This window comes from Chryseobacterium hagamense (assembly GCF_007991455.1).
GTDB classification, from domain to species: domain Bacteria; phylum Bacteroidota; class Bacteroidia; order Flavobacteriales; family Weeksellaceae; genus Chryseobacterium; species Chryseobacterium hagamense.
On the sequence record NZ_BJYJ01000001.1, the window covers coordinates 396,817 to 423,206 of the forward strand.

25 protein-coding genes are annotated in these 26,390 nt (G+C 42.3%); 15 read left to right on the forward strand and 10 right to left on the reverse strand.

Annotated elements, in window-relative coordinates; genetic code table 11:
* The first annotated feature begins 401 nt into the window (after positions 1-401).
* The 11 genes from CHA01nite_RS01695 (at position 402) to CHA01nite_RS01745 (ending at position 12,018) form a co-directional block, all read left to right on the forward strand.
* Complete coding sequence (locus tag CHA01nite_RS01695; RefSeq protein ID WP_027385416.1) at positions 402-1,268, forward strand: sigma-70 family RNA polymerase sigma factor; 867 nt, start codon at positions 402-404, stop codon at positions 1,266-1,268.
* A 205-nt stretch (positions 1,269-1,473) separates the two neighbouring features.
* Positions 1,474-1,956 carry a hypothetical protein gene (locus CHA01nite_RS01700; RefSeq protein WP_146939485.1) on the forward strand — a complete coding sequence of 161 codons (483 nt, stop codon included), beginning with the start codon at positions 1,474-1,476 and terminating at the stop codon, positions 1,954-1,956.
* A gap of 114 nt (positions 1,957-2,070) precedes the next feature.
* Positions 2,071-3,318 carry a hypothetical protein gene (locus CHA01nite_RS01705; protein WP_146939486.1) on the forward strand — a complete coding sequence of 416 codons (1,248 nt, stop codon included), beginning with the start codon at positions 2,071-2,073 and terminating at the stop codon, positions 3,316-3,318.
* Between the two features lie 380 nt (positions 3,319-3,698).
* Entirely contained in the window at positions 3,699-4,922 is a 1,224-nt protein-coding gene (locus tag CHA01nite_RS01710) for a hypothetical protein (protein ID WP_146939487.1), read from the forward strand.
* Entirely contained in the window at positions 4,922-5,722 is an 801-nt protein-coding gene (locus CHA01nite_RS01715; protein ID WP_146939488.1) for an alpha-ketoglutarate-dependent dioxygenase AlkB, read from the forward strand. Before CHA01nite_RS01710 ends, CHA01nite_RS01715 begins: the two co-directional genes overlap by 1 nt.
* Positions 5,723-5,732: 10 nt before the next feature.
* The gene (locus CHA01nite_RS01720; RefSeq protein WP_146939489.1) at positions 5,733-6,329 is read left to right on the forward strand and encodes a hypothetical protein; all 597 of its coding nucleotides are present in this window, start codon (positions 5,733-5,735) and stop codon (positions 6,327-6,329) included.
* Positions 6,329-7,447: an FAD-dependent monooxygenase gene (locus tag CHA01nite_RS01725; protein ID WP_146939490.1), complete on the forward strand. Its 1,119-nt coding sequence runs from the start codon at positions 6,329-6,331 to the stop codon at positions 7,445-7,447. Before CHA01nite_RS01720 ends, CHA01nite_RS01725 begins: the two co-directional genes overlap by 1 nt.
* A 631-nt stretch (positions 7,448-8,078) precedes the next feature.
* A complete protein-coding gene (locus CHA01nite_RS01730; RefSeq protein ID WP_228458318.1) occupies positions 8,079-8,774 on the forward strand; it encodes a YggS family pyridoxal phosphate-dependent enzyme in 696 nt (231 codons plus the stop codon).
* Between the two features lie 56 nt (positions 8,775-8,830).
* The gene (locus CHA01nite_RS01735) at positions 8,831-10,015 is read left to right on the forward strand and encodes a sigma-54-dependent transcriptional regulator (RefSeq protein ID WP_146939491.1); all 1,185 of its coding nucleotides are present in this window, start codon (positions 8,831-8,833) and stop codon (positions 10,013-10,015) included.
* A gap of 86 nt (positions 10,016-10,101) precedes the next feature.
* Positions 10,102-11,463: an MATE family efflux transporter gene (locus CHA01nite_RS01740; RefSeq protein ID WP_146939492.1), complete on the forward strand. Its 1,362-nt coding sequence runs from the start codon at positions 10,102-10,104 to the stop codon at positions 11,461-11,463.
* A 60-nt stretch (positions 11,464-11,523) separates the two neighbouring features.
* Complete coding sequence (locus CHA01nite_RS01745; protein WP_146939493.1) at positions 11,524-12,018, forward strand: hypothetical protein; 495 nt, start codon at positions 11,524-11,526, stop codon at positions 12,016-12,018.
* A gap of 46 nt (positions 12,019-12,064) precedes the next feature.
* Here CHA01nite_RS01745 and CHA01nite_RS01750 read toward each other — a convergent pair whose 3' ends face one another.
* Together CHA01nite_RS01750 and CHA01nite_RS01755 are read right to left on the reverse strand one after the other, a co-directional pair.
* Positions 12,065-12,568: a GNAT family N-acetyltransferase gene (locus tag CHA01nite_RS01750; RefSeq protein WP_146939494.1), complete on the reverse strand. Its 504-nt coding sequence runs from the start codon at positions 12,566-12,568 to the stop codon at positions 12,065-12,067.
* A 53-nt stretch (positions 12,569-12,621) separates the two neighbouring features.
* Positions 12,622-13,200, reverse strand: a complete 579-nt coding sequence (locus tag CHA01nite_RS01755; protein WP_146939495.1) for a Crp/Fnr family transcriptional regulator — start codon at positions 13,198-13,200, stop codon at positions 12,622-12,624.
* Positions 13,201-13,290: 90 nt separating this feature from the next.
* On the opposite strand from CHA01nite_RS01755, the gene CHA01nite_RS01760 reads away from it, so the two are divergent.
* The gene (locus CHA01nite_RS01760) at positions 13,291-13,980 is read left to right on the forward strand and encodes an HAD family hydrolase (RefSeq protein WP_146939496.1); all 690 of its coding nucleotides are present in this window, start codon (positions 13,291-13,293) and stop codon (positions 13,978-13,980) included.
* 308 nt (positions 13,981-14,288) lie between these two features.
* Here the strand turns inward: CHA01nite_RS01760 and CHA01nite_RS01765 are convergent, their stop codons facing one another.
* From CHA01nite_RS01765 to CHA01nite_RS01800, 8 genes are all read right to left on the reverse strand, one after another.
* Complete coding sequence (locus tag CHA01nite_RS01765; protein ID WP_146939497.1) at positions 14,289-16,691, reverse strand: alpha/beta hydrolase family protein; 2,403 nt, start codon at positions 16,689-16,691, stop codon at positions 14,289-14,291.
* A 417-nt stretch (positions 16,692-17,108) separates the two neighbouring features.
* Positions 17,109-17,537 carry a DoxX family protein gene (locus tag CHA01nite_RS01770; protein WP_146939498.1) on the reverse strand — a complete coding sequence of 143 codons (429 nt, stop codon included), beginning with the start codon at positions 17,535-17,537 and terminating at the stop codon, positions 17,109-17,111.
* Positions 17,538-17,604: 67 nt separating this feature from the next.
* Complete coding sequence (gene era / locus CHA01nite_RS01775) at positions 17,605-18,480, reverse strand: GTPase Era (RefSeq protein ID WP_146939499.1); 876 nt, start codon at positions 18,478-18,480, stop codon at positions 17,605-17,607.
* A gap of 128 nt (positions 18,481-18,608) precedes the next feature.
* Positions 18,609-19,448 carry a sugar phosphate isomerase/epimerase family protein gene (locus tag CHA01nite_RS01780; protein WP_146939500.1) on the reverse strand — a complete coding sequence of 280 codons (840 nt, stop codon included), beginning with the start codon at positions 19,446-19,448 and terminating at the stop codon, positions 18,609-18,611.
* Between the two features lie 17 nt (positions 19,449-19,465).
* Entirely contained in the window at positions 19,466-20,872 is a 1,407-nt protein-coding gene (locus CHA01nite_RS01785; protein ID WP_146939501.1) for a carbohydrate porin, read from the reverse strand.
* 6 nt (positions 20,873-20,878) lie between these two features.
* Positions 20,879-22,126: an L-fucose:H+ symporter permease gene (fucP, locus tag CHA01nite_RS01790; protein ID WP_146939502.1), complete on the reverse strand. Its 1,248-nt coding sequence runs from the start codon at positions 22,124-22,126 to the stop codon at positions 20,879-20,881.
* Between the two features lie 141 nt (positions 22,127-22,267).
* Positions 22,268-23,173: a carbohydrate kinase family protein gene (locus CHA01nite_RS01795; protein WP_146939503.1), complete on the reverse strand. Its 906-nt coding sequence runs from the start codon at positions 23,171-23,173 to the stop codon at positions 22,268-22,270.
* A 34-nt stretch (positions 23,174-23,207) separates the two neighbouring features.
* Positions 23,208-24,206 (reverse strand): LacI family DNA-binding transcriptional regulator, encoded by a 999-nt coding sequence (locus tag CHA01nite_RS01800; protein WP_146939504.1) that lies wholly within the window; start codon positions 24,204-24,206, stop codon positions 23,208-23,210.
* A gap of 338 nt (positions 24,207-24,544) precedes the next feature.
* On the opposite strand from CHA01nite_RS01800, the gene CHA01nite_RS01805 reads away from it, so the two are divergent.
* The 3 genes from CHA01nite_RS01805 to CHA01nite_RS01815 all read left to right on the forward strand — a co-directional run bounded on the left by CHA01nite_RS01805 (position 24,545) and on the right by CHA01nite_RS01815 (position 26,386).
* Positions 24,545-25,108, forward strand: a complete 564-nt coding sequence (locus tag CHA01nite_RS01805) for a Crp/Fnr family transcriptional regulator (RefSeq protein ID WP_146939505.1) — start codon at positions 24,545-24,547, stop codon at positions 25,106-25,108.
* Between the two features lie 113 nt (positions 25,109-25,221).
* The gene (locus CHA01nite_RS01810; RefSeq protein WP_146939506.1) at positions 25,222-25,551 is read left to right on the forward strand and encodes a DMT family transporter; all 330 of its coding nucleotides are present in this window, start codon (positions 25,222-25,224) and stop codon (positions 25,549-25,551) included.
* Between the two features lie 130 nt (positions 25,552-25,681).
* Positions 25,682-26,386, forward strand: coding sequence for a T9SS type A sorting domain-containing protein (locus tag CHA01nite_RS01815; RefSeq protein ID WP_146939507.1), 705 nt, complete (start codon positions 25,682-25,684; stop codon positions 26,384-26,386).
* The last annotated feature ends 4 nt before the right edge of the window (positions 26,387-26,390 follow it).

Genomic DNA, 26,390 nt, shown 5'->3' on the forward strand with positions numbered 1-26,390 from the left:
TTTTCAGCTGTTAATAATGAATAGTCAATTTCCCTTCGTTAATATCCGGAAACTTACAATTCAAAGGCAAAGGCAAAGCCGATTCACCATGGACCTGAAATTACCGGCTTAAACTGATTTTAAAGACCGCTGCCCTAGCCCGGATAGAAGCGGCTACCCCACAGCGGGGCCGGGATGCGGCTGCGCGAGGAGTAATAGCGGATAGCCGGATCAAGCTCCCGGAAAAAATTCCTGCTCGTCTTTTTCCGTCTGAAGCAGGCCTTTGGTAATACAAAAGCCCTAATTTAAAACTAAATTATGAAAATAAGTTTAATTAAATAAAAAATTTCTGCAACTACTGTAACCTTTTTGGTGTTTCGTACGTATAATATAACAGAAACTCTTTTTTGAGGATAAAATAGATGAGACAATTAAAAATCACTAAGCAGGTAACCAACAGGGAAACTGCTTCATTAGACAAGTATTTGCAGGAAATTGGTAAAGTGGAACTGATTACTGCGGACGAAGAGGTAGATCTGGCACAAAGGATCCGTGCGGGCGACAGGGCAGCACTGGAAAAACTAATCAAGGCCAACCTCCGTTTCGTAGTATCCGTATCCAAACAGTACCAAAATCAGGGTCTTTCTTTACCCGATTTGATCAATGAGGGGAATTTGGGACTGATGAAGGCGGCAAAAAGGTATGATGAAACTAGAGGTTTCAAATTTATCTCTTACGCGGTATGGTGGATCCGTCAGTCGATTTTACAGGCTTTGGCAGAACAGTCGAGGATTGTACGTTTGCCACTGAACAAAATCGGTTCCATCAATAAGATCAACAAAGCTTATGCGCACCTTGAGCAGGAAAACGAAAGACCACCTTCCCCGGAAGAACTGGCTGAAGTTCTCGATATGAGTGAAGAAGACATCAAGGAATCGATGAAAAACTCCGGAAGACACCTGTCGATGGATGCGCCTTTGGTAGAAGGTGAAGATTCCAATCTTTACGACGTATTGCGTTCAGGAGAATCTCCGAGCCCGGATAAAGACCTGATGCTGGAATCGCTTCAGATCGAAATCGAAAGGGCACTGAATACCCTGACGCCTAGAGAAGCGGATCTGGTTCGTCTGTATTTCGGACTGAACGGGAAACACCCGATGACGCTGGAAGAGATCGGTGAGACTTTCGACCTTACGAGAGAACGTGTCCGTCAGATCAAAGAAAAAGCGATCAAGAGACTGAAACACAACACCAGAAGTAAGATCCTGAAATCTTATTTAGGGAAGTAATTTTTTACGAAACATATATAGGCGGAGCTTGATTTTCAGGCTCCGTTTTTTATTTTATGGCTAACGGTTTCATATTTAACACATCAGACACAGAGATTTTTTTTTTTCGCATATTTCAGAACACATGAGATAAAAATCGAAGATTTTTAATTTTGGTGCATATTTCAAGCAAGTTAAATATCTTTGGTAATTTTTCTGTTAAATTTTGTCTATAAACAATTTATATCTTTTTACCGGAGGATTTATTCTGATTTTTATTTTGGGAAATTTTGTTTCTCATCTTTGCTATAAAAGGAAACACGAAAGTCTTTTAAAGCTTTTTAAAGGAAAAGATTATATACTTATCAGAAATACTGAAATCAGTATTGAGGCAAGCGGCAAGCCCCCCTATAAAAACCATATGAATAAGGCGGATGTGATTTTCTCTGGTGAATATTTGTTATTAGTGATAAGAAGTCAGATTTTCGTGCAAGCCCTGCCGGTTTTGCAAATAAGCCGCATCGGAAATTATGAAAAGTTTCCTTATGTCTGGGAAGAATTAGGCTACATCTCCAAAATGAAAGTTAAGGACCAACTCAGAATCACCGGATTTTCAATGCGTGGCCCATTTAGAATTAATTACAAGATATTCATTAATATTAAGAACGCCGGGTTTGATTTGGAAAACGATCTTAAGAAAGATCTTTAACAACAGTCTGTTTCCGTTACTTTTTTAAAATCATAAATTTAACAGATAGTTAACCGGAACGAAATCCCATCCATAAAATAATCCGGTAGCTTCGCATCCGGTAAATTATTAATTATGATTCAGAAAAAATTTCCCGGATGGGTACTTTTGTGCACGCTGGCCAGCGTCGGATGCCAGAACAATGCTTTAACTTCGACAGAAGATGACCAGTCTTTAAAAACAACTGCTGGCAGGGTATCAATAAATTCAGAGGTAAGCGTAAATGCTTATGTGGATACCGGCATTTACATCAGTTCCGGCTTCAGTTTTTTAAATCCTTCACAGATCGATAAAAACCGTCAGGCCATAGGCGGAAATGCTTACACCGAAGTCTATGGATTCAATATTCCCGAAGAAAACAGAGTGAGGGGTATCCGGTGGAATACCGATGATGAGACAACTTCACTTTGGAGACCCCAGGGAATTGCAGGATTCAGCAAAGACGGGGTCCGCTATCTTCTTGTGAGCTGGTACGCCAAAGGTGACGCCGAATTCAAAGGTTCGCGCGTTACGCTGATTGACATCAGTCCGAGTTCGAGCACTTATCTTACTTACCGCCACATCCTTCTGGTACAACCCGATATTCCGGCAAGCGCGGCAGGTTATTCACAGTTCGGTTCTTATGCCCCGCTGAACGTCCATGCCGGCGGAATGGCTTATTTTAAAGGCAAACTCTATATCAGCAGTACGAATCTGGGGGTCCGTGTATTCGATCTGAATAAAATCATCGAAGTAAACACCGGCGATACGACCAATGACAAATGCGGTAAAGATTCCAACGGTAATTTATTCGCTTTCAACTACCGGTATATCCTGCCTCAGACGGGATACCAGAAAATCAATAACGCGAATCCTTTCTCTACGATTCAGATCAATGCCGAAGGGACGCAGTTCTGGACCGGACAGTATTATTCCGGCAGTGCAGATGCTTCCATTGTCCCCAAGGTTTTCGGATTTCCTGTAGATACCAATGGAACCCTCCAGAATACAGGAATCGTATCTGTTGCACCCAAAAACAGCCTTTTCACCGATAACCATGCTCATGGAATACAGGGTGTGTTCAGAAAAGGAAACCGGACCTGGCTTTCCTGCACCGGATCTCCAAGCAATTCGTACGGATCCAACGCAAGACTGGCCCGTTATACTGATGGAGCTGACGATACAACCCGTTTCCGATGGCCTTACGGAGCCGAATCCCTTTACTATGAATCCCAATATAATTATCTATGGAGCCTGACGGAATTTGAGCCTAATGCCGGCGCACAAAACGGAAGCCAGGTGAACCGGTGCATCTTTGCAGTCGATTTTTCCAAATATGAATAGGAATTTAATAGGCTGGAAGAAGGGTTCCGGAAGCCGGAAGTTTTTGTCAGTCTATGTTGATGTAAGCCGAAGAAAAACCCAGTCTAGAGTAAACCTGCTTTGGAGAGGCCTGATAATCATAACCCCGGGCTTCACCCGGGGTTTAAACGAAAGCAGAAGACCGTGAAGGGTCGCAACCTTTTTAAAGATGAACGGAAAACACCAAACACCTTACAAGTTCTTCCGGGACTGAATTACTTTAAATTAATGAAATCAAGTTAAAAATCATGGAATTCATGTTAAGTAAGAAGCACTTCCCTCCTAAAGTAATTTGAACTTCTTCCACAAGGAAACCTCAAACATTTAAAATTTTAAGCTATCTTCAACGCATAATAAGAAAAATGGGTAGTAATTCAGAAGAAAACAGAATAGCAAGAGATAAAAATATTCTGGTTGTGCTAAATAACCGTCACAAAATCGATCAGGAACTTCAATACCTGATGGACCATTTCTGCGGAACTGTCGTTTATGGCCTTAATGCGGATTTTAACAGCGAAAAAATATACATCTGCGGGGATTTAAATAACTTTGTTGAAAGCAGCCACTTCCTTCATATCATCAAAGAATTTTCAGTAAATTATGAAAACATAAAAAACGGAAAAGCTGAAGTGATAAGTATCGGAACGGTTCCCGTGATCGTCAGCAATGCAGGTGTATATTTCCGGAAACTTTTTCAGGAAGAGAATATTTTTGATAAGGTAACATCCGAACATCATTTTCAGGAGCTTACCGAATCCAATAAAGAAACAAAAGCATTAAGGAAAGGGATTTATCTGAGTAAGGTTACCGGTAAACCCGGTGAAAACGGAGAAGAAGAATTGCATTTTAACCTTCTGCGATGTTCCAGCAACCTGACGGGGCCCACAGACAATTTCAGGGAAACGGACCGTGAAATCATTGCGCTCCTTAACCGGTGTGCCCAGGAAACTTTTGAATACAAAACCGATCTGAATCACGCACTGGTACAGATCTACAAAAATAAAAAGAAAACTGCCGATGCTGAAAAGGAAGTCAAAGCCAGGATCAAAGCCCACTCGGACAAAACGAAAGACATGCCGAAAGAAGGACTGATCGCGTTCTGTACTTTTTACGACAATTCCAATTCACAACATCTGAAACCATCGGAAACAGACCGTTTCGACCTCTGCTACAAACAGACCAGTGCACTGACCAGGCTTTATTTCAGGCTTAAGAAAACCGTTGAAGACGAGTCGCTGGCAAAAGAATTTACCGTAACTTTATATCCGGATTCTGCATTTATTATTCCGCTTTCCACCAACCGGCTGTATACGCATGAGATCCGCCCCTCTATTTTAAGTGTTGAGCAGATTCCGGTAAGGATGGGTTATGTAGTCCGCTGCTCAAATCTGGAAGCGATCTATAAAAATAACCAGACCTACATCAGAGAAAATGATGAGTACGTTAAGCTGGAGGAAATGAATCCGGAGATGCAGGCAGAACTGAGAAATTCGTATTATGAAGAAAACATGACTGAAAATGTGGTGGAATACAAAACCACGCATTTCAGCATGAATGCCGGTGATTATGAAAAACCTTTATTGTAATGAATACTTCCGGATTTTATAAACTGCTGCTTCCCTTGGAAGAAAACCTGTTTAAAAAACTGACGGCCTGTGTTGATTTTGAAGTAACAGGAAAAGGCAGGCTGGGCAATCATCTGGTAAAAGAAAGCAAAGGAATCATACCGCTTGTAAGAACAACTACAAAGTTTCAGAAACGGGCAAATGTATTTTCTGAAGTCCACTACCCGATCATAAAAGCAATCCATGCAGAAATTTTAATGGAGAACCTTAATTTGCCTGAACAGGATTTCAACAATGCCCTGGCCGAAGTCTATAATTCCTCTTATACCAAAATGGGCTACCATTCTGATCAGGCCCTGGATCTGGACGATCATTCATTTATAGCTCTTTTTTCCTGTTATGAAAATCCTGAAGCCTTACAGGACAGTCATCTGAGAAAACTTCTTATAAAGAATAAAATAAGCGAGGAAGAATCTGAAATCGTATTGCACAACAATTCCGTTATTCTGTTTTCCGTAGAAACCAATAGAAGGTTCCAGCATAAGATCATTCTCGATCTGAAGCAGAATTCCAAAGAACCGATGGAGAACCGATGGCACGGAATAACGTTCAGGACGTCCAAAACTTTCATCCAATTTGAAGATAATCAACCTTATTTTCAGACCGGGGAATTATTGACTCCTGCTGATGAAGAAAAAGAAAAAGAATTCTTTCAGCTAAGGGGCCAGGAAAACCGGTCGCCGGATTTTATTTATCCCGCGATCTTTTATACAATAAGCCCGGCCGATCTTTTGGTTCCAGGGAACAAGAATACCCTATAAGTATAGTACTATGAGAAAGACACTATTTACCACCATCCTGCTTATTTTGTTATTTTCCTGCGGGGAAAACAGATCTGAAAACCAACCGCTGATCGAAAATGCAGTTGATAACACGGATTCGTCCCTGAAGGGTTCATTTGGGAGCAGCCGGTATGAGGACAATATAATTGATAAAATTTATTCCGAATTAATTAAAAACGATAAAAAATTATCTGCTCTTGACGGTAAAATTCTAAAAATCCATGAAGAGGAATCAAAGGTCATTCACCCATACAAAAATATATTCATAAAATCCGATGATTATTATCGGGATGGTAAGAGTCAGACCAACAGCATAACAGATTCTCTTATGAAACATCAAATTGAAAAAGAGATTAAGCTAAGCAAAGAAAAATATGATTTAAAGGTAAAAAATATTAAAGCTTTAATTTCGCAGATTTCTAAAAATACGGAGACCATCAATAATTTATATACGGTATTCAAAATCAGGAAAACCCTTCCCGAAATAGAAAAATACCAGAACGCCCATCCTTTAAAAGCCGACAGCCTCGAACATTTTATCGGGAAACAGAATCAATTGCTGGACGCACTGAAAAATGTAAAATAATGAATCCCATTTCTATCATCGGTGCCGGAATCGGAGGTTTAACCCTCGCGAATATCCTGAAAAGTCATGACCTTGATTTTAAGATTTATGAATCCGCCCCGGAAATAAAACCGGTGGGTTCCGGGATTATGATGGCCATCAACGCCATGCAGATCTTTGATAAGCTCGGACTGAAAGAACAGATCGAAGAAGCCGGACATAAAATCCACAGTGTTTCCGTAACCGACCAGCATCTGAAAAATATTTCAACCACCAATGTTCTTGCCCTGGAAAAGAAATACAATTCCTGCAACGTGGCTATTCACCGGGCCGACCTTCAAAGGATCCTGGCAGAAAACATCGGTTTTGAAAAGATTAACCTTCAGCATTCTCTTGTTGAAATCAGGAAAGGAGAAAATTACCGGCTCAGCTTTGAAAACGGCAGTGAAATCGAAAGCCGGATTATTTTCGGAGCTGACGGAATCCATTCGAAAATAAGAAATCAGATATTGCAGACCGGAAAAATCCGGGAAACCGGACAGATTTGTTGGCGCGGGCTTGCCGAATTTGACCTGCCGGAACAATATAACCGCGAAGCTGTAGAAGCGTGGGGAAAAGGGAGACGTTTCGGATTTGTAAAGATGGCCGGCAAAAAAATATACTGGTATGCCGTTATCAATAAAGGACTGCATAAGCGCAACCAGGGCATTGCCGAAAATTACCACGGCTTTCATCCGATGATTACCGGTATTATTGAGGCGACCCTACCGGAAAATGTCATCCTGAATTCCCTTACCGACCTGGCTCCTATCCCAAAATGGTATACGGACCACCTGTGCCTGATCGGTGATGCCGCCCATGCGACAACCCCTAATCTGGGACAGGGCGCCTGCCAGTCGATTGAAGATGCCTACATCATCGGGAAACTGCTGGAACGTTCGCATGCTTTCAACCGGGTATTTGAAGATTTTCAGAAAATCAGAAGGAAAAAAGTGGATTACGTAGTAGGTACAAGCTGGAAGATCGGCCAATTCTCCCAATGGGAAAAAGCAATCGCTCTAAGGAATTTCATCATGCAGATGGTGCCGGAATATTTCAACCGGAAGCTGGTAGAACGGGTGGTTGAACTGGAAATGTGATCGGCTGGGAGAAGGATGCCGGATGCCGGAAGTTCTTTGGTCAATATGATGAGCAGTGGTACTATTAACGTTAATTCGGCCGTATTGGGCTTATATTCAAATGTTTAATTAATTCAAATGCCAAATTAAGGCTGATTCATGCAGGATTTTAAATACAATGACTTTTCATAAAATAAATCAATGATTCATGCTTCCGATAGGATTTTATACTGTCCTGTAATAAGCCATCCTTCCAGGACTTTAAGATCATACAAATCTGATCCTATCCGATTTATATTCAATCTTTTATTTAATTAAAAATAAAATTAAAGCGATTTTAATCCGGATTAAAGAAAAAAATTCTCTCACAGAATGGCAAATCGTTTAGATTGATGATCAGGACCTCCGATCCTGTTTCTGACAGAAGAAACTTCCGGCATCCAGCTTCCCTCTTCCAGCTCTTTCATCCGAATTCTACTTCGAGTTCACGTTGTTATTATCAAATGAAACCGTTTGGCACTGTATAAAAGATTTAATTTAAAACATATATTCAATAATCAACTGAAGATCAGTTGAATATGAACGGACTCACCTTACTTAAAATCCCTTTCAAATTATTCATCTGATTATTTGTGAAAATCAACAATACCATTTGAATATCAATTTAAAAACCACGAAATTTGCAGCCATGAGTATTCAGGAAAATTACAACGCTATTAAAAGCCAGCTTCCTTACGGGGTAGAGCTGGTTGCCGTTTCGAAAACCCATCCGGTTTCTGCCATTCAGGAAGTTTACGGTCTGGGACAAAGGGTTTTCGGTGAAAACAAAGTTCAGGAGGTAACGGAAAAATATCCGCTGCTTCCGAAAGATATCCGGTGGCACCTCATCGGGCATCTTCAGACGAACAAGGTAAAATACATCGCCGGATTTATCGATACCATCCAGAGTGTGGATTCCGAAAAGCTGATCCGCGAAATCAATAAGGAAGCGGCAAAAAACAACCGCACCATCAATGTTCTGCTTCAGGTGAAAATCGCTGAAGAGGAAAGTAAATCCGGACTGGAAATCAGTGAGGCGAGAGAACTGTTTGAGCAATACCTCAACGGAGAATTTAAGAACATCTGCATCACCGGATTAATGGGAATGGCGACTTTCACCGAAGACCAAGATCAGATCAGGGAGGAATTCCTGACCCTGAAAAAACTTTTTGATGAATTAAATCAACTGAAAAAGCTCGAAACCCTGTCTATGGGGATGAGTGATGACTTCCCTATGGCCATTGAATGCGGAGCAAATTCCATCCGCATCGGATCGGCAATTTTCGGGAGAAGGGATTATTCCCAATAGCGGATTAGGTATGGTTTTTGCTAATAATTCAATCAAAAAAATCTAAATTTGCAACTATGCAAAAAATCCTTATTGTAGAAGACGAAAAAGCAATCTCAGGAGTACTCCAAAGTATCCTTTCTGACGAACTCACCGAATATGAATTTGTAATTGCCGAAGACGGACTTGAAGGTTATAAGCAGATCGAAAAAGAAGATTTCGCCCTGGTTATTTCCGACATCAAAATGCCTAAACTTTCCGGAACTGAACTTTTGAAACAGAGTTTAACCCTAAAACCGGAATCGACCTTTATCATGATTTCAGGACACGCGGATATCGATTCTGCCGTTTCCTGCCTGAGAGAAGGGGCTTACGATTTCATATCCAAACCGATTGATATCAACCGGCTGATTACCAGTGTAAAAAATGCTTTGGCTAAAGAAACGCTGAAGAAAGAAAACAAAAATCTTCAGACCGAAAACAAAACGCTGAAGAGAAAGGTAAACAAAAAGTACCAGATGATCGGGGAATCGGCAGGTCTGAAAAAGATCCAGGAAATGATCGAGAAAGTGGCCGTGTCTGATGCAAGGGTTTTGATTACAGGTCCGAACGGTGCCGGTAAAGAACTGGTAGCCCACGCCATCCACAACCAGAGCGACCGGGCTAGAGGTCCGATGATTGAAGTAAACTGCGCTGCTATTCCGTCAGAACTTATCGAATCCGAATTGTTCGGTCACGTAAAAGGATCTTTTACAGGAGCCATCAAGGACAAGCAGGGAAAATTCGAACAGGCCAACGGCGGTACGATTTTCCTGGATGAGATTGGAGATATGAGCTTGATTGCCCAGGCGAAAGTTTTGAGAGCGCTTCAGGAAAGCAAAGTTTCCCCTGTAGGAAGCGACAAGGAAATCAAAGTGGATGTAAGGGTTCTTGCCGCCACCAATAAAAACATGCAGAAGGAAATCGAGGCCGGAAGATTCAGGGAAGACCTTTATCACCGACTTTCCGTAATCGAGATCTATGTTCCGCCTCTGGATGAGAGAAAAGAAGACATCAGACTGCTTGTTGAACACTTTTCAGGCATGATCTCCGACGAACACGGTACTGCGATGAAAAAGTTCGACGACAAGGCCATTGATGCCTTAAAAGCTCTTTCATGGACCGGAAACATCAGGGAACTGAGAAATGTTGTGGAAAGATTGATTATTTTAGGAGGAGCCACCGTTTCTGCCGAGGACGTTGCGAGTTTTGTAAGGAAATAATATGTATTACTTTATATAAATGATGAAAATTGCAGTACTGGGTTACTGCAATTTTTTTTGATAAACCCTACATGATTTAAATGACTATGAACTTTTTAGATAAAAACTATACGAAAGAATGCCTGACCCTGGCATTGCCGGTGATGCTGACGCAGGTTGGACAGGTTTCGGTGAATCTTTTTGACAATATTATCGTCGGAAATCTTCTGGGAGCTGATGCACTGGCTTCCGTTTCATTGGGAAATGCTGTATTTTTCTCGATGTTCGTTCTGGCACTCGGCTTTTCCTTTGCCATTCCGCCGCTGGTTTCCCAGGCACACTCGCAACATGACCACCAGACGATCAATTCGGTTTTCAGCCACGGATTTATTATTAATATGACGGTGGGGGTTTTACTGATGGGGATTTTGCTTCTGGCGATGCCGCTGCTGTACCAATCGGGACAGCCGGAAAAGATCATTCCTGATACGGTGGACTTCCTGACAATCATGGCCATCAGCATCGTTCCTTTTATGGCTTTCCAGACCTTAAGGGAGGTTTCGGAAGGATTGTCTTATACGATCGGGGTCACCAAGGCTACCATAATTGCCAATGTAATCAATATCGTACTGAATTATGTCTTCATCAAAGGCCTTTTCGGAATGCCGCCGATGGGCGTTAAAGGTTCTGCCTTAGCCAGCCTGATTGCCAGGATCTTTATGGTAGTATTCCTCTATTTTGTTTTACTGAATGAAAAGAAGACCAGACAGTACATTAAGGATTTTTCCTTGAAAATGCAGGTTTTCAGTAAAGCCGTATTTGAGAAAATGATACGTCTCGGATTCCCGACCGCTCTGCAAATGTTTTTTGAAGTAACGGCTTTTGCCGGGGCTGCCTTTATCTGCGGACTGATATCGGCACACGATATCGCTTCCCACCAGATTGCGCTGAGCATGGCTTCCTTTACCTTTAATTTATGTATCGGCTTCAGTGTGGCTTCCACCGTTATGATCGGCAGAAAAGTAGGTGAAGGAAATTTTATTGAACTGAGGAAAGTCGGCATCAATAATTTGAAGATTGCTTTTATCTTCATGTGCATTTGCGGGATCATTTTTGTTCTGGGCCGGAACATCCTCCCGACGTTCTTTACCAAAAAAGAAGAAGTAGAAGTGATTGCACTGGCTGCCAGATTAATGATTATTGCCGCTTTGTTTCAGCTGTCGGACGGTATCCAGGTGACGGCTCTGGGAATGCTGCGGGGATTGCAGGACGTAAAAATCCCGTCCATCTACACCTTCATTGCCTATTGGATCATCACCATCCCATTGGGATATTTCCTTTGTTTTACCCTAAAAATGGGTGCTTTTGGAATGTGGATTGCCTTAGGACTCGGACTGACGATCTCAGCAGTCATGTTAGTGAAACGGTTCCTGAATTTATCTGCCAAAAGAATCAGGCAGAATGGATAATACAAAAGCGGTCCTTATGGATCGCTTTTATATTTATATTTGTTTATAAAATTTTATTAAGTGGATTTAACAAACCGTGAATTAAGAAGATCAGCTTTATTTTTTGATCCTTCTTTTTCTAGATTAGAAACCATTATTGAAGGTTTAAACAATGGTGTCAGACATCTTTATAATTCTGAATTATGTATTGATTGGTATGGTACAATGAATGAAAAGAGTGAGTGCGAGACAATTTATAGGTTAGCAATTTTGGCCTTTGAAACTTATATTATAACAAGTGCTACAAGTCTGTGTAAAGAGAATGAAAATCCTCAACAATTTTATAATCTTTTACCGGATATTACATTGATTTTGAATCTGGCCGATTATATAACTTTAAAAACAGGCAATTATGAAAAAATCTTTAAAAAATATGCTTTAGATGTTAGTAATTATCCAATCTATAATGGAATCAGAATTTTGGATGAAGATAGAAATTTAATTCAGATTACTAAGGTTTTAAAGTCATGGAGAAATCAGATTGTCTATATTCAATATCCGGTTGATCCAATTTAAATAAAAATTTTCTGTAAGTACTTCTTCGCTTACATTTTTTTTTAAACTATTCTATTCTTTTTCCCACAATCACCAGCGTCCTCTCTACTCCATCCAGTACGGCAACATCCGGAAATACGCCCCAGTTTTCAAAACCGAAATGGCGGAATAATTTAAGGCTGGGTTCATTATGCAGAAAGATGAATCCCAACAACGTTTTTACGTCAAACTTCGATGCATTATCGATACAATACTGCAGGACTTTCTTTCCGTATCCCTTTCCACGGGAATTTTCAGCCATGTAAATGCTCAGCTCCACGGTTCCATTGTAGGCCGGTCTTCCGTAAAATGACGAAAAGCTGACCCATCCCAATATAATTCCCTCTAGGTCCTCGATCATCCAAAGCGGTCTGCGGTCGGGCGTATGTTCATGAAACCACTGAACCCTACTCTCCACGGTAATGTCTTCCGTATCGGCAGTGACCATTCTTGACGGAATGGTGGAATTATAAATTTCTACAATCCTGGTTAAATCTTCCGGCGTTGCATTTCTGAATTTCAGTTCTTTCATTGGAGGTCGGCATTTCTGCAAAGATACGCGAAGATTTTCCAGCGGCCTATACCCTATTCTTCGGAATTGTTCTCCTGCAGTTCTTTCAATGCCCGGTTCAGGCTTCTCACGGTAATACCAAGGTAAGCGGCCATGTCTTCTTTGGAAATTTCCATCTCCCTGGATTTTACTTCCAGAAGCTGGGACAGGGTGTGTTCTGTGGTGTGCAGCTGCTGATAGGAAGCACGGCTTGAGGTGTTGACGATTCTTTCAGCGAAAACATCCAGCAGCAGGTTGTTCAGCGCCAGGTCATTTTTAATCAGCGACTGAAAATACGGGATGGCCATAGAATAGACCGTCACCTCCGTAATGGCTTCAATGCTGCAAAGGCAGGGAACATTTTTAATGACTTCTATTTCGCCCACGATCTCCCCTTTTCCCAGAAATTCCACAATATATTCCTTATCGTTTTCTTCTACGAAATAGCATTTGGTAATCCCGGTTTTAATGAGCATGATCTTCGTGGAGATCTCATTTTGGGTCAGTATTTTATCTCCTTTTTCAAATGATTTCAATGCAATATTGCTTTTATGATCCTGCCCGGTATACAGCTGTTCCAAATAATCTAAAAATGTCTGATTGGTACGTAACATATTTTCGGTTGGGACAAACGTCCTTTTCTGATTTATTTTTTATACTGAATTTTGCCGGCAGAAAAATACAAAAACTAAAGTAAACAGAATATGAATAATTCAATTACCACCATTGCATTCGATGCCGACGATACCCTTTGGATCAACGAACCGTATTTTCAGGAAACGGAAAACAAATTCTGTGCACTGCTTGAAGATTATCTTCCTCAGCATTCCGTTTCACAAGAGCTGTTTAAAACCGAAATGAAGAACCTTCATCTTTACGGATACGGGATCAAAGGATTTATGCTGTGTATGGTGGAAACCATCTGCCGTATTTCAGATTCAGCAGTCTCCACGGAACTTATCAGCAAATCCATTGAAATCGGGCACGAACTGTTAATGAAGCCGGTTGAGCTCCTTGACGGAGTACCGGAAACACTGGAAAGCCTTAAAGGAAAATACCGTCTGGTGGTCGCAACAAAAGGCAACCTGCTGGATCAGGAACGGAAGCTGAAAAAATCCGGACTGCAGGATCATTTCCATCACATTGAGATCATGAGCGATAAAAAGGAAAGTGATTACCAAAAGCTATTAAAGCACCTGGATTGTAAACCGGAGCACTTCTTAATGTTGGGAAACTCTACTAAATCGGATATTCTTCCGCTACTGGAAATCGGAGGTTCCGCCGCCCATATACCATATCACGTTACCTGGACCCACGAACGGCATGATCTCCAACTTGAACATGAGCGCTTTATGGAATTTAAAAACATTAAAGAGATTTTGAATTATTTGTGACCCGGTTTTGAGTGATTCCTGCTTTTACTCTGGAGATATTTAATGCAATGAATATTATCGTACAGTCATTACATGCCTTTATTTTAGTTTAAAGCCGACATTTTTTTTTCTCATGCAAATTTTGAAGATGACGCAGATCTTTGATTTGCAATCCGCATATCATTTCTGCAGGGAATTTAAACATCATATTGGAGATTCGCATGGATAGATTCGTGTATAGATTCTCACGGAATAACCATTGCACGTTTTAAAGTTTTTTCATTTACCATTACAAACAAAAACCCGCTCTTTTGAGCGGATTTCCAGATTTATTTTTTCAGGCATTTCTCAAGGAACTGATCCTGTTCCCAAAGCAAATGCAGGATGTTTTCTTTAGCAGCATAGCCGTGCGCTTCTCTCGGCAGCAGCACCATCTTTACCGGGGCACCCAGGTTTTTCAGGGCCTGGAAGTAACGTTCGGTCTGTAAGGTGAATGTCCCGGGATTGTTATCCGCATCCCCGTGAATCAGCAGCAGAGGCGTCTTCATTTTATCGGCATTCATAAACGGCGACATGGTGTTGTAAATTTCCGGAACGTCCCAGTAATTTCTCTGTTCGCTCTGGAAACCGAAAGGGGTGAGCGTCCGGTTGTAAGCTCCGCTCCGGGCAATTCCGCAGGCAAACAGGTTGGAATGCGTCAACAGGTTGGCCGTCATAAAAGCACCGTACGAATGCCCTCCCACCGCTACTTTTTTACGGTCGATATAGCCCAGCTGATCCACCGCATCGATAGCAGCTTCTGCATTCGCTACCAGCTGAGGGATGAAAGTATCGTTCGGTTCGGTCTTGCCTTCGCCGATGATCGGAAATGCCGCATCATCAAGCACGGCATATCCTTTTGCCGTCCAGTATACAAAAGAACCGTAAGAAGGAAACGTAAAATCATTCGGATTCTGGTTGTTCTGTCCTGCTGTATTTTTGTCTTTGTATTCGGTCGGATAAGCCCAGATCAGTAACGGCAGCTTTTCCGCTTTTGCCTTGCGGTCGTAGTTCGCAGGAAGGTAAAGCGTTCCCGTTAAAGTCACTCCGTCATTCCTTTTGTAGATAATCACTTCCTTATACACATCTTTAATGCTTTCAAACGGATTGGCAAAATTGGTTACCGCTTCCGCTTTACCGGATCTGATGTTCTTTTTAAAATAATTCGGGTATTGGCTGGAAGATTGCCGGATCGTAAGCACTTCACCTTTGGAAGGATCCAGAACATCGATGATCTCTTCCTTGCCGTTCTTAAGATTGGAAGTATAGAGTCTCTTTTTCTTCAGGGTTTTCATATCCATTTCATCAAGAAAAGGATGCTGACCGTCTTTGGTGAATCCGGCTCCGATGAGGTAAGATTTTCCGCCTTTCATATCCACCACATATCTTCCGTACTGGTTTTTGGTGGTATTGAAATTTCCTGGATCGCTGTAAATATCCTGATAATTCCGGTTTTCCAGAACTTTCGATTCTCCGGTATTCAGATCTACCAGGTAAGAAGTCGTATTTCTCGTATCGTACCAGCCTTCCGAAACAATGGCATAATGATCGTTGGTCCAGCTTATATTTTCATACCGCTGTCTGGTTTTGAAAAAAGATTTCGGGGTACTGGTGAAAGGCGCTTCCCAGGTAAAAACCTCATCCCGGTAATCGGCGGTCTTCGACTGGTCGCCACCGTCCAGTGCTTCAGTATAAACGAGGGTGGCCGGCATATCGTTTCTCCAGCCCATGTCCCGTTTTCCGGTACGTACGGAAGAGAAACCTTTCGGCATAATTTCGTTCAAAGGGATTTCATTCACAACCTTTACTGTATTCCCGTTCATGTCGTAAACGGTAGTTGTCATCGGGAACCGGCTCAGCGGAACGATGTAGGAGAATGGTTTTTTAATGGTTGTCGCCATCAGGTAATTTCCGTCCGGCGAGAAGCTTAGTCCGGAATACAGATCCTGGTCCTTTACTTTCTTTAAATTTCCGCTAAGATCAACGTTATATACTTCGGAAGCCGTCAGGATCTCAAAATTCTTTTCATCCTGAGGGTTTTTCAGCAGGTCCTGGTAGGTTCTGTTCTGTGACACTTTCCCGTCGGCAGTCGATACAATCGGGCCTGTAGGAAGGTCTTTGCTCGCATCAATCAGAGTTCCCCTGTTCTGGGGAAGGGTCTTGATCATCAGATGCCGGGAATCTTTGTACCAAAGATAAGGGCTTCCTAAATTGGCGTTCAGATTATCGGAAGTAATTTTCTGGGCAGCAGCCATTTCCAGGTCGACGATCCACAATTCCACTCCTTTACCGGTAGTGTTGGTAAAAGCCAGTTTCTTTTCATCCGGGGAAAAGGAAGTGTAGGCAATTTTAGGATTTGCCGGTAAATTCCTGACCTGAACTTCCGTTTTGTCATTCGTCTTTCTGACCTTCAGATTATTGACGTAGGTTATCGAGCTTGAAATATTGGTCATAGGATTGATTCTTAATCCGCCCAGTTTCATTTCCTGCTGGCTCAGATCCTCCAACGTTTTGTAAGTAGGCCGGTAGCTGAAAACGATCCAGTCTTTTTTGCTGTTCATCAAAACACTTGGTGGCCGTTCATAGTCTGCCAGCTTCAGAATTTCTGCAGACGGTTTCTGATAGGTAATGCTTTCCTGCGCTTCGTAGAAATTAAGGAATGCAAGAAGGCATATGGTGAGTTTTATCTTCATAATAATTTCGATTTATACGAATTTAATGAATTTTATTCCGCTGGCAAAAGGTTATGGGTTTGGGATTTTTTATCAATATCAGGACGGAAATACGGAAGGATTGAGATTAAACGCTATGTAGGCAAAGAATATTTTATTTATAATAAAGTAAATTTTCGCTAGCAAAGGCATTTCATTCAATAACAGCAATGTATATTTATATTGTGCTTTTAAAGTGTTGTAAATCAGCAAAAAGACCAGGTGAAAAGCTTTTATACAACAAAAGAATCAGTCTCACAAGTCAATGATGTGGATTGAGAATCGAATGTACAAAAATCATTCTCAGACAAGAGGTCGAGAAAAATCATAAAAAAAGTCCGTTTTCACTAGTTGTGAGACGGACTCTTTTTTTATTTATAATTTATATTTTAAATCGGACTACCAGTCATTGGCTCTCTTCCGTTTTTCGATCATATAATCTACGGAAACTTTTCCTGCACCGAATACCATCAGAAGAAGGTAAACAGCCAGGTACAACAAACTCATTTCCTGTTTGGCAAAAGGGTCTGCCGAATGGACTACAAATCCGGCAATAACCATCGTGAAGATGAGAAACCCCAATGCTATTCGTGAGAAAAGCCCCAGGATCAGGAAGATGGAACAGACAAATTCAGCAAAGACCGTCAGTCCGAGAGATAATTGCGGCCCCATTCCAAGAAAATTGTAGAAATCACTTTTTCCTTCGATCAGCATCTGCAGCTTGGGGAATCCGTGGGACAGCATGGCAAAACCGATAAACACCCTCACCACCAATAACGCAATATCTTTGACCACCGAATCAGAATTTGTTGAGCTTGTGTAGTTCATTGAAAGAGATTTAAAATTAAAGATAACAAAAATCTTTTAAAACAACGGCTTTCAGGCCTTTTATAGTCTACCGGTACCCGAAATTTTTCAGGTCCCTGTCGTTTTTCCGCCAGTCTTTTTTCACTTTTACGAAAAGGTTCAGGTGGATTTTCTTATTGAAGAATTTCTCCAGGTCCATTCTCGATTCGGTTCCTACTTTTTTAATGGCCTCCCCTTTATGGCCGATGATGATGCCTTTCTGGGTATCGCGTTCTACGTAAATGATGGAATCGATGAAGATAATCCCTTCTTTCTCTTTGAACTGTTCGGTTACCACTTCTACGGAATACGGGATTTCTTTTTCGTAATTCAGTAAGATTTTCTCGCGGATGGCTTCATTCACGAAGAACCGTTCCGGCTTATCGGTGTATTGGTCTTTATCGTAGTACGGCGGATTTTCCGGCAATAAAGATTTAAGCTTCGGAAGGATGATATCGGTATTGAAAGCATTCAGGGCAGAAATAGGAAGGATTTCCGCTTTCGGAATCCTCTCGTGCCATGTTTCCACCAGCTTCTCAAGGCCTTCCTGATTGGTCTGGTCTACTTTATTTAACAACAGTAAAACAGGTACCGGAATTTTATTCAGCTTATCGATCAGAAATTCGGAAGGTTCGGATTTGTCGGTTACATCCACGATGAACAGGAAAACATCTGCATCCTGCAGGGAATCTTTTACAAAATCCATCATTTTTTCCTGCAGTCCGTATTTGGGATCCAGGACGCCCGGTGTATCGGAAAATACGATCTGCAAATCTTCCTCGTTATAAATCCCAAAAATCCTGTGGCGGGTGGTCTGAGCCTTTTGGGTTACAATTGCCAGCTTCTCTCCCATCAGTTGATTCAGCAAGGTCGATTTTCCGGCATTCGGCTTTCCCACTATATTTACAAATCCTGCTTTGTGCATAAAATAATATTAAGAAATGCAAAGTTAATAAAACTAAACCGGTCTTTCGGCTAATCCTGAAGATTTAAAGCAAAAAAGCCCTTCCCAAAACCTGGAAAAGGCTTTCATTATTTATCCTCCTGCTTAATTTACAGACAACGGCTTTTCATGAAATCCAGACTGCCTCGTGCGAGGGCACCGGCATCATGCGGTGATTTCTGCCATAAAGAAACCATCTGCTGCATGCCGGGTACCGAAGATGAAAAGTTCTCCAGCACCAGATTTCCTTCAAAATCAATTTTCTTTAAAGCGGCGAACAGCTGATCCCAGTTCACGGTCCCTTCGCCGAGCATTCCCCGGTGGGATTCCGTCATGTGGATATGCTTCAGTTTTTTCCCGGCCAGAACAACAGGATCATAAAAATTACTCTCTTCAATATTCATGTGGAAGGTATCCAGATGAAGGTATAAATTTTCTTTTCCTGTTTTTGAAATCAGATCCAGTACATTCTCTGCCGTATTACAGACGTAGGTCTCATAGCGGTTGATCGGTTCGATTCCGATATTCACGCCTTTTTCCCGGGCATAATCTGCGACCTGGCGCCACACCTGGATAATGATTTCAGCCTCTGCGTCCGTTAAAGGATCTCCTGAGAAAACACCGATTCCGCCATGAAGAACTCCCCCCAGGAAACCGGTTTCCAGTTCGGAAGTTTTATCCACAGCCTGCTTCATCAGTTTTTCAGCAGCTTCAGGGTGAAAGGCAATATGGGCTTCTTTCGGAAGGTTCAGAGAACAGACTGCTTCAAGCTGATGCTCTTTAAGCTGCCGCTTTACTTCTTTCGCATTAAATTCCATCGATGGCGGAAGCAATATTTCGATAAGATCGAATCCGGCCCGTGAGGTTTTTTCAATTGCGTATTTTCCCGCTGCGGGAGTCCAGACCGGAGTGATCCAGGAAAGCAGTGATGCTCCAAATTTTATATTCATAGGTTTAAATTATTTAATTAAAATACCCACCATTCCGCTCGTACGCCTAAGTAGGTTCCGAACCTTTTCGCTCCGGACTGCTGCAGAAAGGGTGAATAGAGGCTGTTCATTGCCTGATCATTGTATCTTGAAACCTCAGCAATAAACCGGATGTGCGGCCTTGCCCAGACGCTTCTTTCCGCGGTAGGCACAATCGTCGGCGCCAATACCAGTTTTACCATTGATGCCGGATCCTGGCTTCCGTCCTTCCGCTGGGCATAGTGCAGTTCGGTAAGGATATGGAACCAGTCATTAAAATAATAAGTGGCCCTCAGACCGGCATTGAACTCGGATTTTTTATTGAAAATTTCCCTTTTATAGTAGTCCATGGCTTTATCGCTGTCCGCTCCGCCTTTGCTCCGGGTGTAAACGGCATAACCGTTGACTGACCAGCGGTCGGAAAGGTTCAGCAAGATATGTTCAACCGCCGTCAGGGAATAAGCACCTTTATAAGTTCCTGCCGATTCATCGGGAGCACCATAGGTTCTCCAGGTCTGGGTATTTCCGCTGTCGCCGCCGTTGGCAATTCCTGATCCGTAACGGAGGGAAATCTGGTTAAAGGAACCTGGCAATGTCGTCTTAAGCGTTGAAGTTAATTTTGCACCCAGCACCCAGCCATGATCCGCCGGATACTGCTCCACCGAATTCTTGCCGGATTTATCTACGGTATGGAGTTCAGCCAGGAATTTTATTTTATGATTGTTATTTTTAAACGGAATAGTCTGTTCCAGTACGAAAACTTCCCGCTGCCGGTAGATCAGGTTTTTTCCTCCGCTGATGACGTTGGTATAAGAATAAGGCGTCGAATTGCTCGCTGCCGTATCGATGGCTGCAGGAAAAAACATGGAAAACCTCGTGTTCTTATGCCGTACGCCCCATCCCGTTGCCGAATGGTCATCAAAATAAAAATAGTCTGCGATATGCACATCATCGTAACGCAGCCAGCGTGAACCGGCCCAGACGTCCCAATCGCTGCCCATGATGTTCCGTGCTTCTACAAAAGCTTCAGGTAAAGCCACAATCATCCCCTGGTTCGATTTGGTATCTACATTTCCCAGGAAAGTACCGCCGGAATAAAAACTCAGCCTGGCCTGCATGTCGATCTTCGTTTTCCTGGAACTGTCGCCCACCACCGGTGTAAAATGAAAGGCCGGCAGGAAGTCAACATAATCGCCCTGATCCATCCGTCCGCCCAATGAACCCTGGTTATTAAGATTCAATTGCCTACCTGTTCTTCCGTCTGCATTCGGGGAATAGCCTGCCCCGATTCTTCCTGTGGTCCCGAATGAAAACTTCTGGTTGGTAATAACGATCTGTGCAAAGGCTGCTTTGCTGAACATCATCAGCACAAGCAGGCAGCCTTTTAAATATATATTTCCGGTCATTTGATTTTACTTTAAAGTTTTGGGCCTGTAAAATTTCACGGCAAATAAAATAATGATCGCATAGCAGATGATCGGCAGCAGATAGGCGTGGGCAACATCCGTTTCGGCAATCTTACCCATGATCGGTGTGAAAAACGCACCGCCGAACATCGCCATCACAAGGAAAGAGGACGCCTGGTGAACTTTTCCGCCCAGCTTTTTCAAACCTAGACTGAAAATGGTAGGATACATCACACTCAGGAATAAATTCAGCAGGATCAGGCTGACAAAGGAAACCCATCCGAAACTCTGGGAGATAATCAGGCAGAGAACGATATTACACGCTGTAAAAATCGTAAGTACTTTATTCGGGGCAATATACCGCATCAGGAAAGTCCCGATGAATCTTCCGACCATCATCATCGCCATGCTCAGCGAAAAATAATAGGAAGCCTGCGTCTCCTGGAGATGCATTTTTTCCACTCCGTAATTGATGAAGAACGCCCATGTACCACCCTGTGCCGCAATATTGAAAAACTGGGCAATTACGGCAAATACGAAATGTCTCTGCTTCCACAGCGGTGCACTGGTGTTCACCTGGTCATGATGATGGTCTTCGCCTGTAGCATGCTCAAGAATTTCCGTTTCTTCGGCATGCGGGTCTTTCAAATCGGGAACTTTAATAAAGGAGAAAATAATTACCAGTACGACTACAACCATTCCGATGCAGGTATAAAGGGTTTTCACAGAATCCAGTGACTGATCGCCTCCGGTTCCGCTGAAGATAAAAAATCCGCCCAGCAAAGGCCCCATAATGGCACCCAGCCCATTGAAAGACTGTGCAAAATTCACCCGCTGGTCACTTGTTCTTTCGTCACCGAGCGAGGCTACGAAAGGATGTGCCACGGTTTCCAGGGTTGCCATTCCCAGAGCAAGGATAAACAGGGCCACTCTGAATAAATTGAAAGAAGCGGTATTGGCTGCCGGAACAAACAGGAAACATCCTGCTGCAAATAAAGTAAGGCCCAAAATAACGCCCATTTTATAGCCGAACTTCTTCATAAAAAGCCCGGCGGGGATTCCCATCAGCGCATAAGCTCCGAAGATAGAAAGCTGCACCAGTCCGGATTCGGATTTGGAAATATGCAGGACATTCTGGAAATGTTTGTTCAGAACGTCGCCCATCGTAAGGGCGATAGCCCAGAAAAAAAACAATGAAGTCACAAAAGCCAGCACCACGAGGTACTTCTTTTCGGTAAATTTTGCCGATTCCATAAGTATGTTTTTTACAGATTAAATTATAGATGAATGTTGGAAATAAGATTTCCGGTAAAGCATAGGATTATCCGTTCCCGCTTTTGTATAAAACAGGAAAGATGAAAACTGAAATTTATCTTATACCGGACTTACCGCTTGCTAAACGGTATGCTGAAGTTTGAAGTTATTAAATTCAGACGGGTCATATTCCGGGCACGCTCCAGGTTTGGAAGTAATAAATGCGCCTAAGGAAATCGCCTGGTTCATGATCTCTTCCGGAGTTTCTCCTTTTATTCTTTTAGAAATAAATCCCGAAAGAAAGGCATCGCCGCTTCCTACCGTATCCGCAATAGTGATGGGTACTGCAGAAAATCCGTAGTTCTGGTTTCCGACAAAATACCGGGCTCCCTTACTTCCTTTCGTCAGAACGATCTCACCGATGTTAAAATGGTTCTGGATAAATGCCGCACTTTCGTCCTCACTTCTGTATTCTTCACCGAAATATGCCATGATTTCCCGCATTTCCGCCTTGTTCATTTTTACGATATCGGCTTTATGCAAAAGCGTTTTAATTAAATCGACATCAATAAAAGGGGGTCTGAAATTCACATCAAAAATTTTCAGACTGGCATATTCCAGCAGTTGAAGAAGGGTTTCCCTGGTTTTCTCATTTCGTGCGGAAAGGCTTCCGAAAACAAATGCTTCTGCATTGGCCACCAGTTCTTTATGCTCGGGCAGCAATTCGATGTAATCCCAAGCTACCTGGTTGATGATCTCATACGTTGCTTCATTGTGCTGATCGATTTTAGCCAGCACGGTGCTTGTCGGATTTTCATCATCCACCTGGATATAGCCGGTGGTGATCCCCCAGTTTTTAATCCGGTCTTCCAGCTTATGCCCCAGTTCGTCATTTCCTATTCTGCTCAGTACTTTTACATCAGTACCCATTTTATGGATATTGTAAGCGGCGTTGAATGGTGCTCCCCCAGCCCTTGAACCTTCGGGAAAAATATCCCAAAGCACTTCTCCGAAACACACCACATAAGGCTCTTTATTATTTATCATAAGGTTAAACGTTTAATTAGACTGTTAAATTTTTTTATTGTACGGAATTGCGTTCCATATATTTTGCCTGTAGGGTAACCCGCTCTCCGGCAGGTTTGTAATTGTTGATCTGATTATCCAGAAGTTTGACGGATTCCTTCGCCATATCGATCAGCGGCTGCTGTACGAAACTGATATCGGTAGGAAACAGATGATAGGCTTCCGTTTCATCAAAAGCAATGACGGAAACCTGTTCCGGAACCCTGATCTGGTGGTCATTCAGGTATCTCAGTCCGGCAATTCCGAGCTTATTGCTGGAAAAATAAATAGCGGTCCTTTTTTTCAGATCGATGTTTCCGTTTAGCTTTTCGTTTACCTCTTCTGTAATACGCTGAAGGCTGATCAGAACTTTCTTTACCGTAATCCCGGATTTTTTGATTCTTTTTTCGAAACCTTCCTGCCGGTCAAGCAGATGAGGAAGTTCCGTATCGTACCCGACATAAATAATTTCATCAAACTTTTTCACGGTCAGCTGATCACAAACGTGTGCCGAAATCTCTGCATTGTTGATCATCACGCCGGGAAGGCTGATGTTTTTCAGATAACGGTCGATGGTTACAATGGGATATTCTTCAGCGATCAGTTTATTGATGGCTTCATCGGAATCCACTACCGGCGCAACAATCATTCCGTCTACCTGCTGTTCGGAAAAAAGTTCCGTCAGTTTTTTAAATTTTTCAGGATTTTCGTCACAGCTTCCGATAAGGAGGGTGTAACCGAGCTTCATCGCCTCATCTTCAATGTTCCGGGCAATGTTCGAGTAAAAATCATTGGAAATATCTGCAACGATAAGTCCAATCAGCTTACTCTTGCTCATTTTTAAGCTTTTGGCAATTTTGTTGGGAATATAATTGATGGACTTGGAGACTTCCAGAATTTTATCCTTGGTCGCATCACTGATCCGGCTTCCTTCTTTTTTGTTCAGGACATAAGATACGGTTGCCACGGATACACCGGCAATTCTTGCTATGTCTTTTATGGAAGCTCTTTTCATACAGTTATTTTCAGGAACAAAAATATTTCATAAAAAGCATACAAAACAATAGCCTGATTTTTTGGGCTGATATGAAAATTATTGTATTTTCGCATCTTTTTAAATTTAAATCCTTAAAACACTTAATATCCTTACTATTAAACAGTTATAAAGATATTCATTCTCTGTTTAAATATATTGTTAATTTAATGTGAACAGCTAAACCATATATCTACATATTTTGGTTAAACGTTTATCCTTAATTATTTTAATAAATTTTAAAATAATTTGAATATTCGTTCTTTATTGTTTCCCATAATGAATGAAAACTGATATTTTTGAGCTCTTGACCCACTGATATGACCCTTGACGAAATTCTCGACCGCATCTATCCTCTTCCCGAATCATCCAAAGCAAATCTTAAAAAATCGATTGAGGAAGTTTCGTTACCCAGAAATTTCTGCCTGATGGAAGCGGGTAAGGTAGTCCCATCCGTCTACTTCATTAAAAAAGGAATCGTCCGTGCCTATGCTTCTGCAGAAGACAGAGACATTACGTTCTGGTTCGGAAGCGAAGGCGAACCGGTTGTTTCCATGAAAAGTTACGTGGAAAACAATCCGGGTTATGAACATATAGAATTGCTGGAGCCCTGCGATTTTTACAGGCTGAAAACAGCGGATCTCCAACAGCTGTACCATGAAGATATTCATATGGCCAACTGGGGCCGGAAATTTGCCGAACGGGAACTCGTAAAAACCGAAGAACTGATTATTTCGAGACAGTTTAAAACCGCTCTGGAACGGTACCGGGATCTCATGCGCAACAAACCCGATCTTTTAAAAAGGGTTCAGCTGGGGCATATCGCATCTTATCTGGGAATCACGCAGGTAAGTTTAAGCAGGATCCGGGCGGAGATGAAGTGAAGTGAAGGTTGTAAGATTATAAGGAATTTTATACAGATCTTTTTCCTTTTTTAACAATTGTAAAATTTTAATCCTTTTTAAATCCCGAACTTCGCCGGAGAAACGTCAGTAAAATGAATTGGATTATCCTGATTATTGCAGGTTTATTTGAAGTTGCTTTTGCTTCATGTCTCGGAAAGGTAAAGGAGACCCAGGGAACGGCCATGTATTTCTGGTTTGCCGGATTTCTGATTTCCCTGACGGTGAGCATGCTCCTGCTGATCAAAGCTACCCAAACCCTGCCGATCGGGACTGCCTATGCCGTATGGACGGGAATCGGTGCGGTAGGAACTGCCCTGACGGGAATTTTCTTTTTCAAAGACCCGGTTACTTTCTGGAGGATCTTCTTTATCATGACGCTGATCGGTTCCGTTATCGGGCTGAAAGCAGTTTCTTCACATTAAATAAAAACGGGAGATCCCGCAGTTACTTATTAATTTAATCTTGTTACATGCTTTATAGCGAAGCCGTTTTCACCTGCTGAAAACGGTTTTTTTTATAGAAATTGCTATATTTGTGAAAAATTGATAACCTGTGAAAAAACTATTATTCCTTTTGTTTTCGGGCGGCCTGCTCTCAGCGCAAAGTCCGGAACTGTTCAGCAACAATTGGTACATCTCCAAAATGGTGATCGGCGGCCAGACGACTACCAGTCCGCCCATGCAGGTAGTAATCGGCACTTCGGCCTTTACAGGTTCAGGAACGGCGTACGAATTCCAGTCCAGGTATTTCAATTCAGCCGGTTCCACCATCTCCTTTTCTCCGGCCTCAGACAGTTTTACCCGTCAGGGAGGCGGATGCACCCTGGCTATTTACAACGGCACCAATGCAGCGGCAGCACAGGCCTATGATCAAAAAAACTGTAATTTTTATTTTACCTCCGGTGCGGGTGCTGTCTTCAATTACCAGATCCTTACGTCCGGCACGCTGAAGACGCTTATTATTACCCGCGCCTCAAACGGAGACCAGATCTTTTACAACAATTCCGGCTTTCTGGGAACTGCTGAAAATATTCTTAAGAAACCGCTTTCCATTTATCCGAATCCGGCAAAAGATCTGTTAAACCTTGAAAGCATACCCAAAGGTTCTGCCGTAAAAATTTACGATCTTTCCGGAAGAAAGGTGATGGAAGCTTACAGTAAAGAGACCGAACTGAAAATAGACATTAGCCGTCTGAGCAGGGGAACTTACATGATCCATTCCGAAAATATCCCGGTACAGAAGTTTATTAAGGAATAAAAAA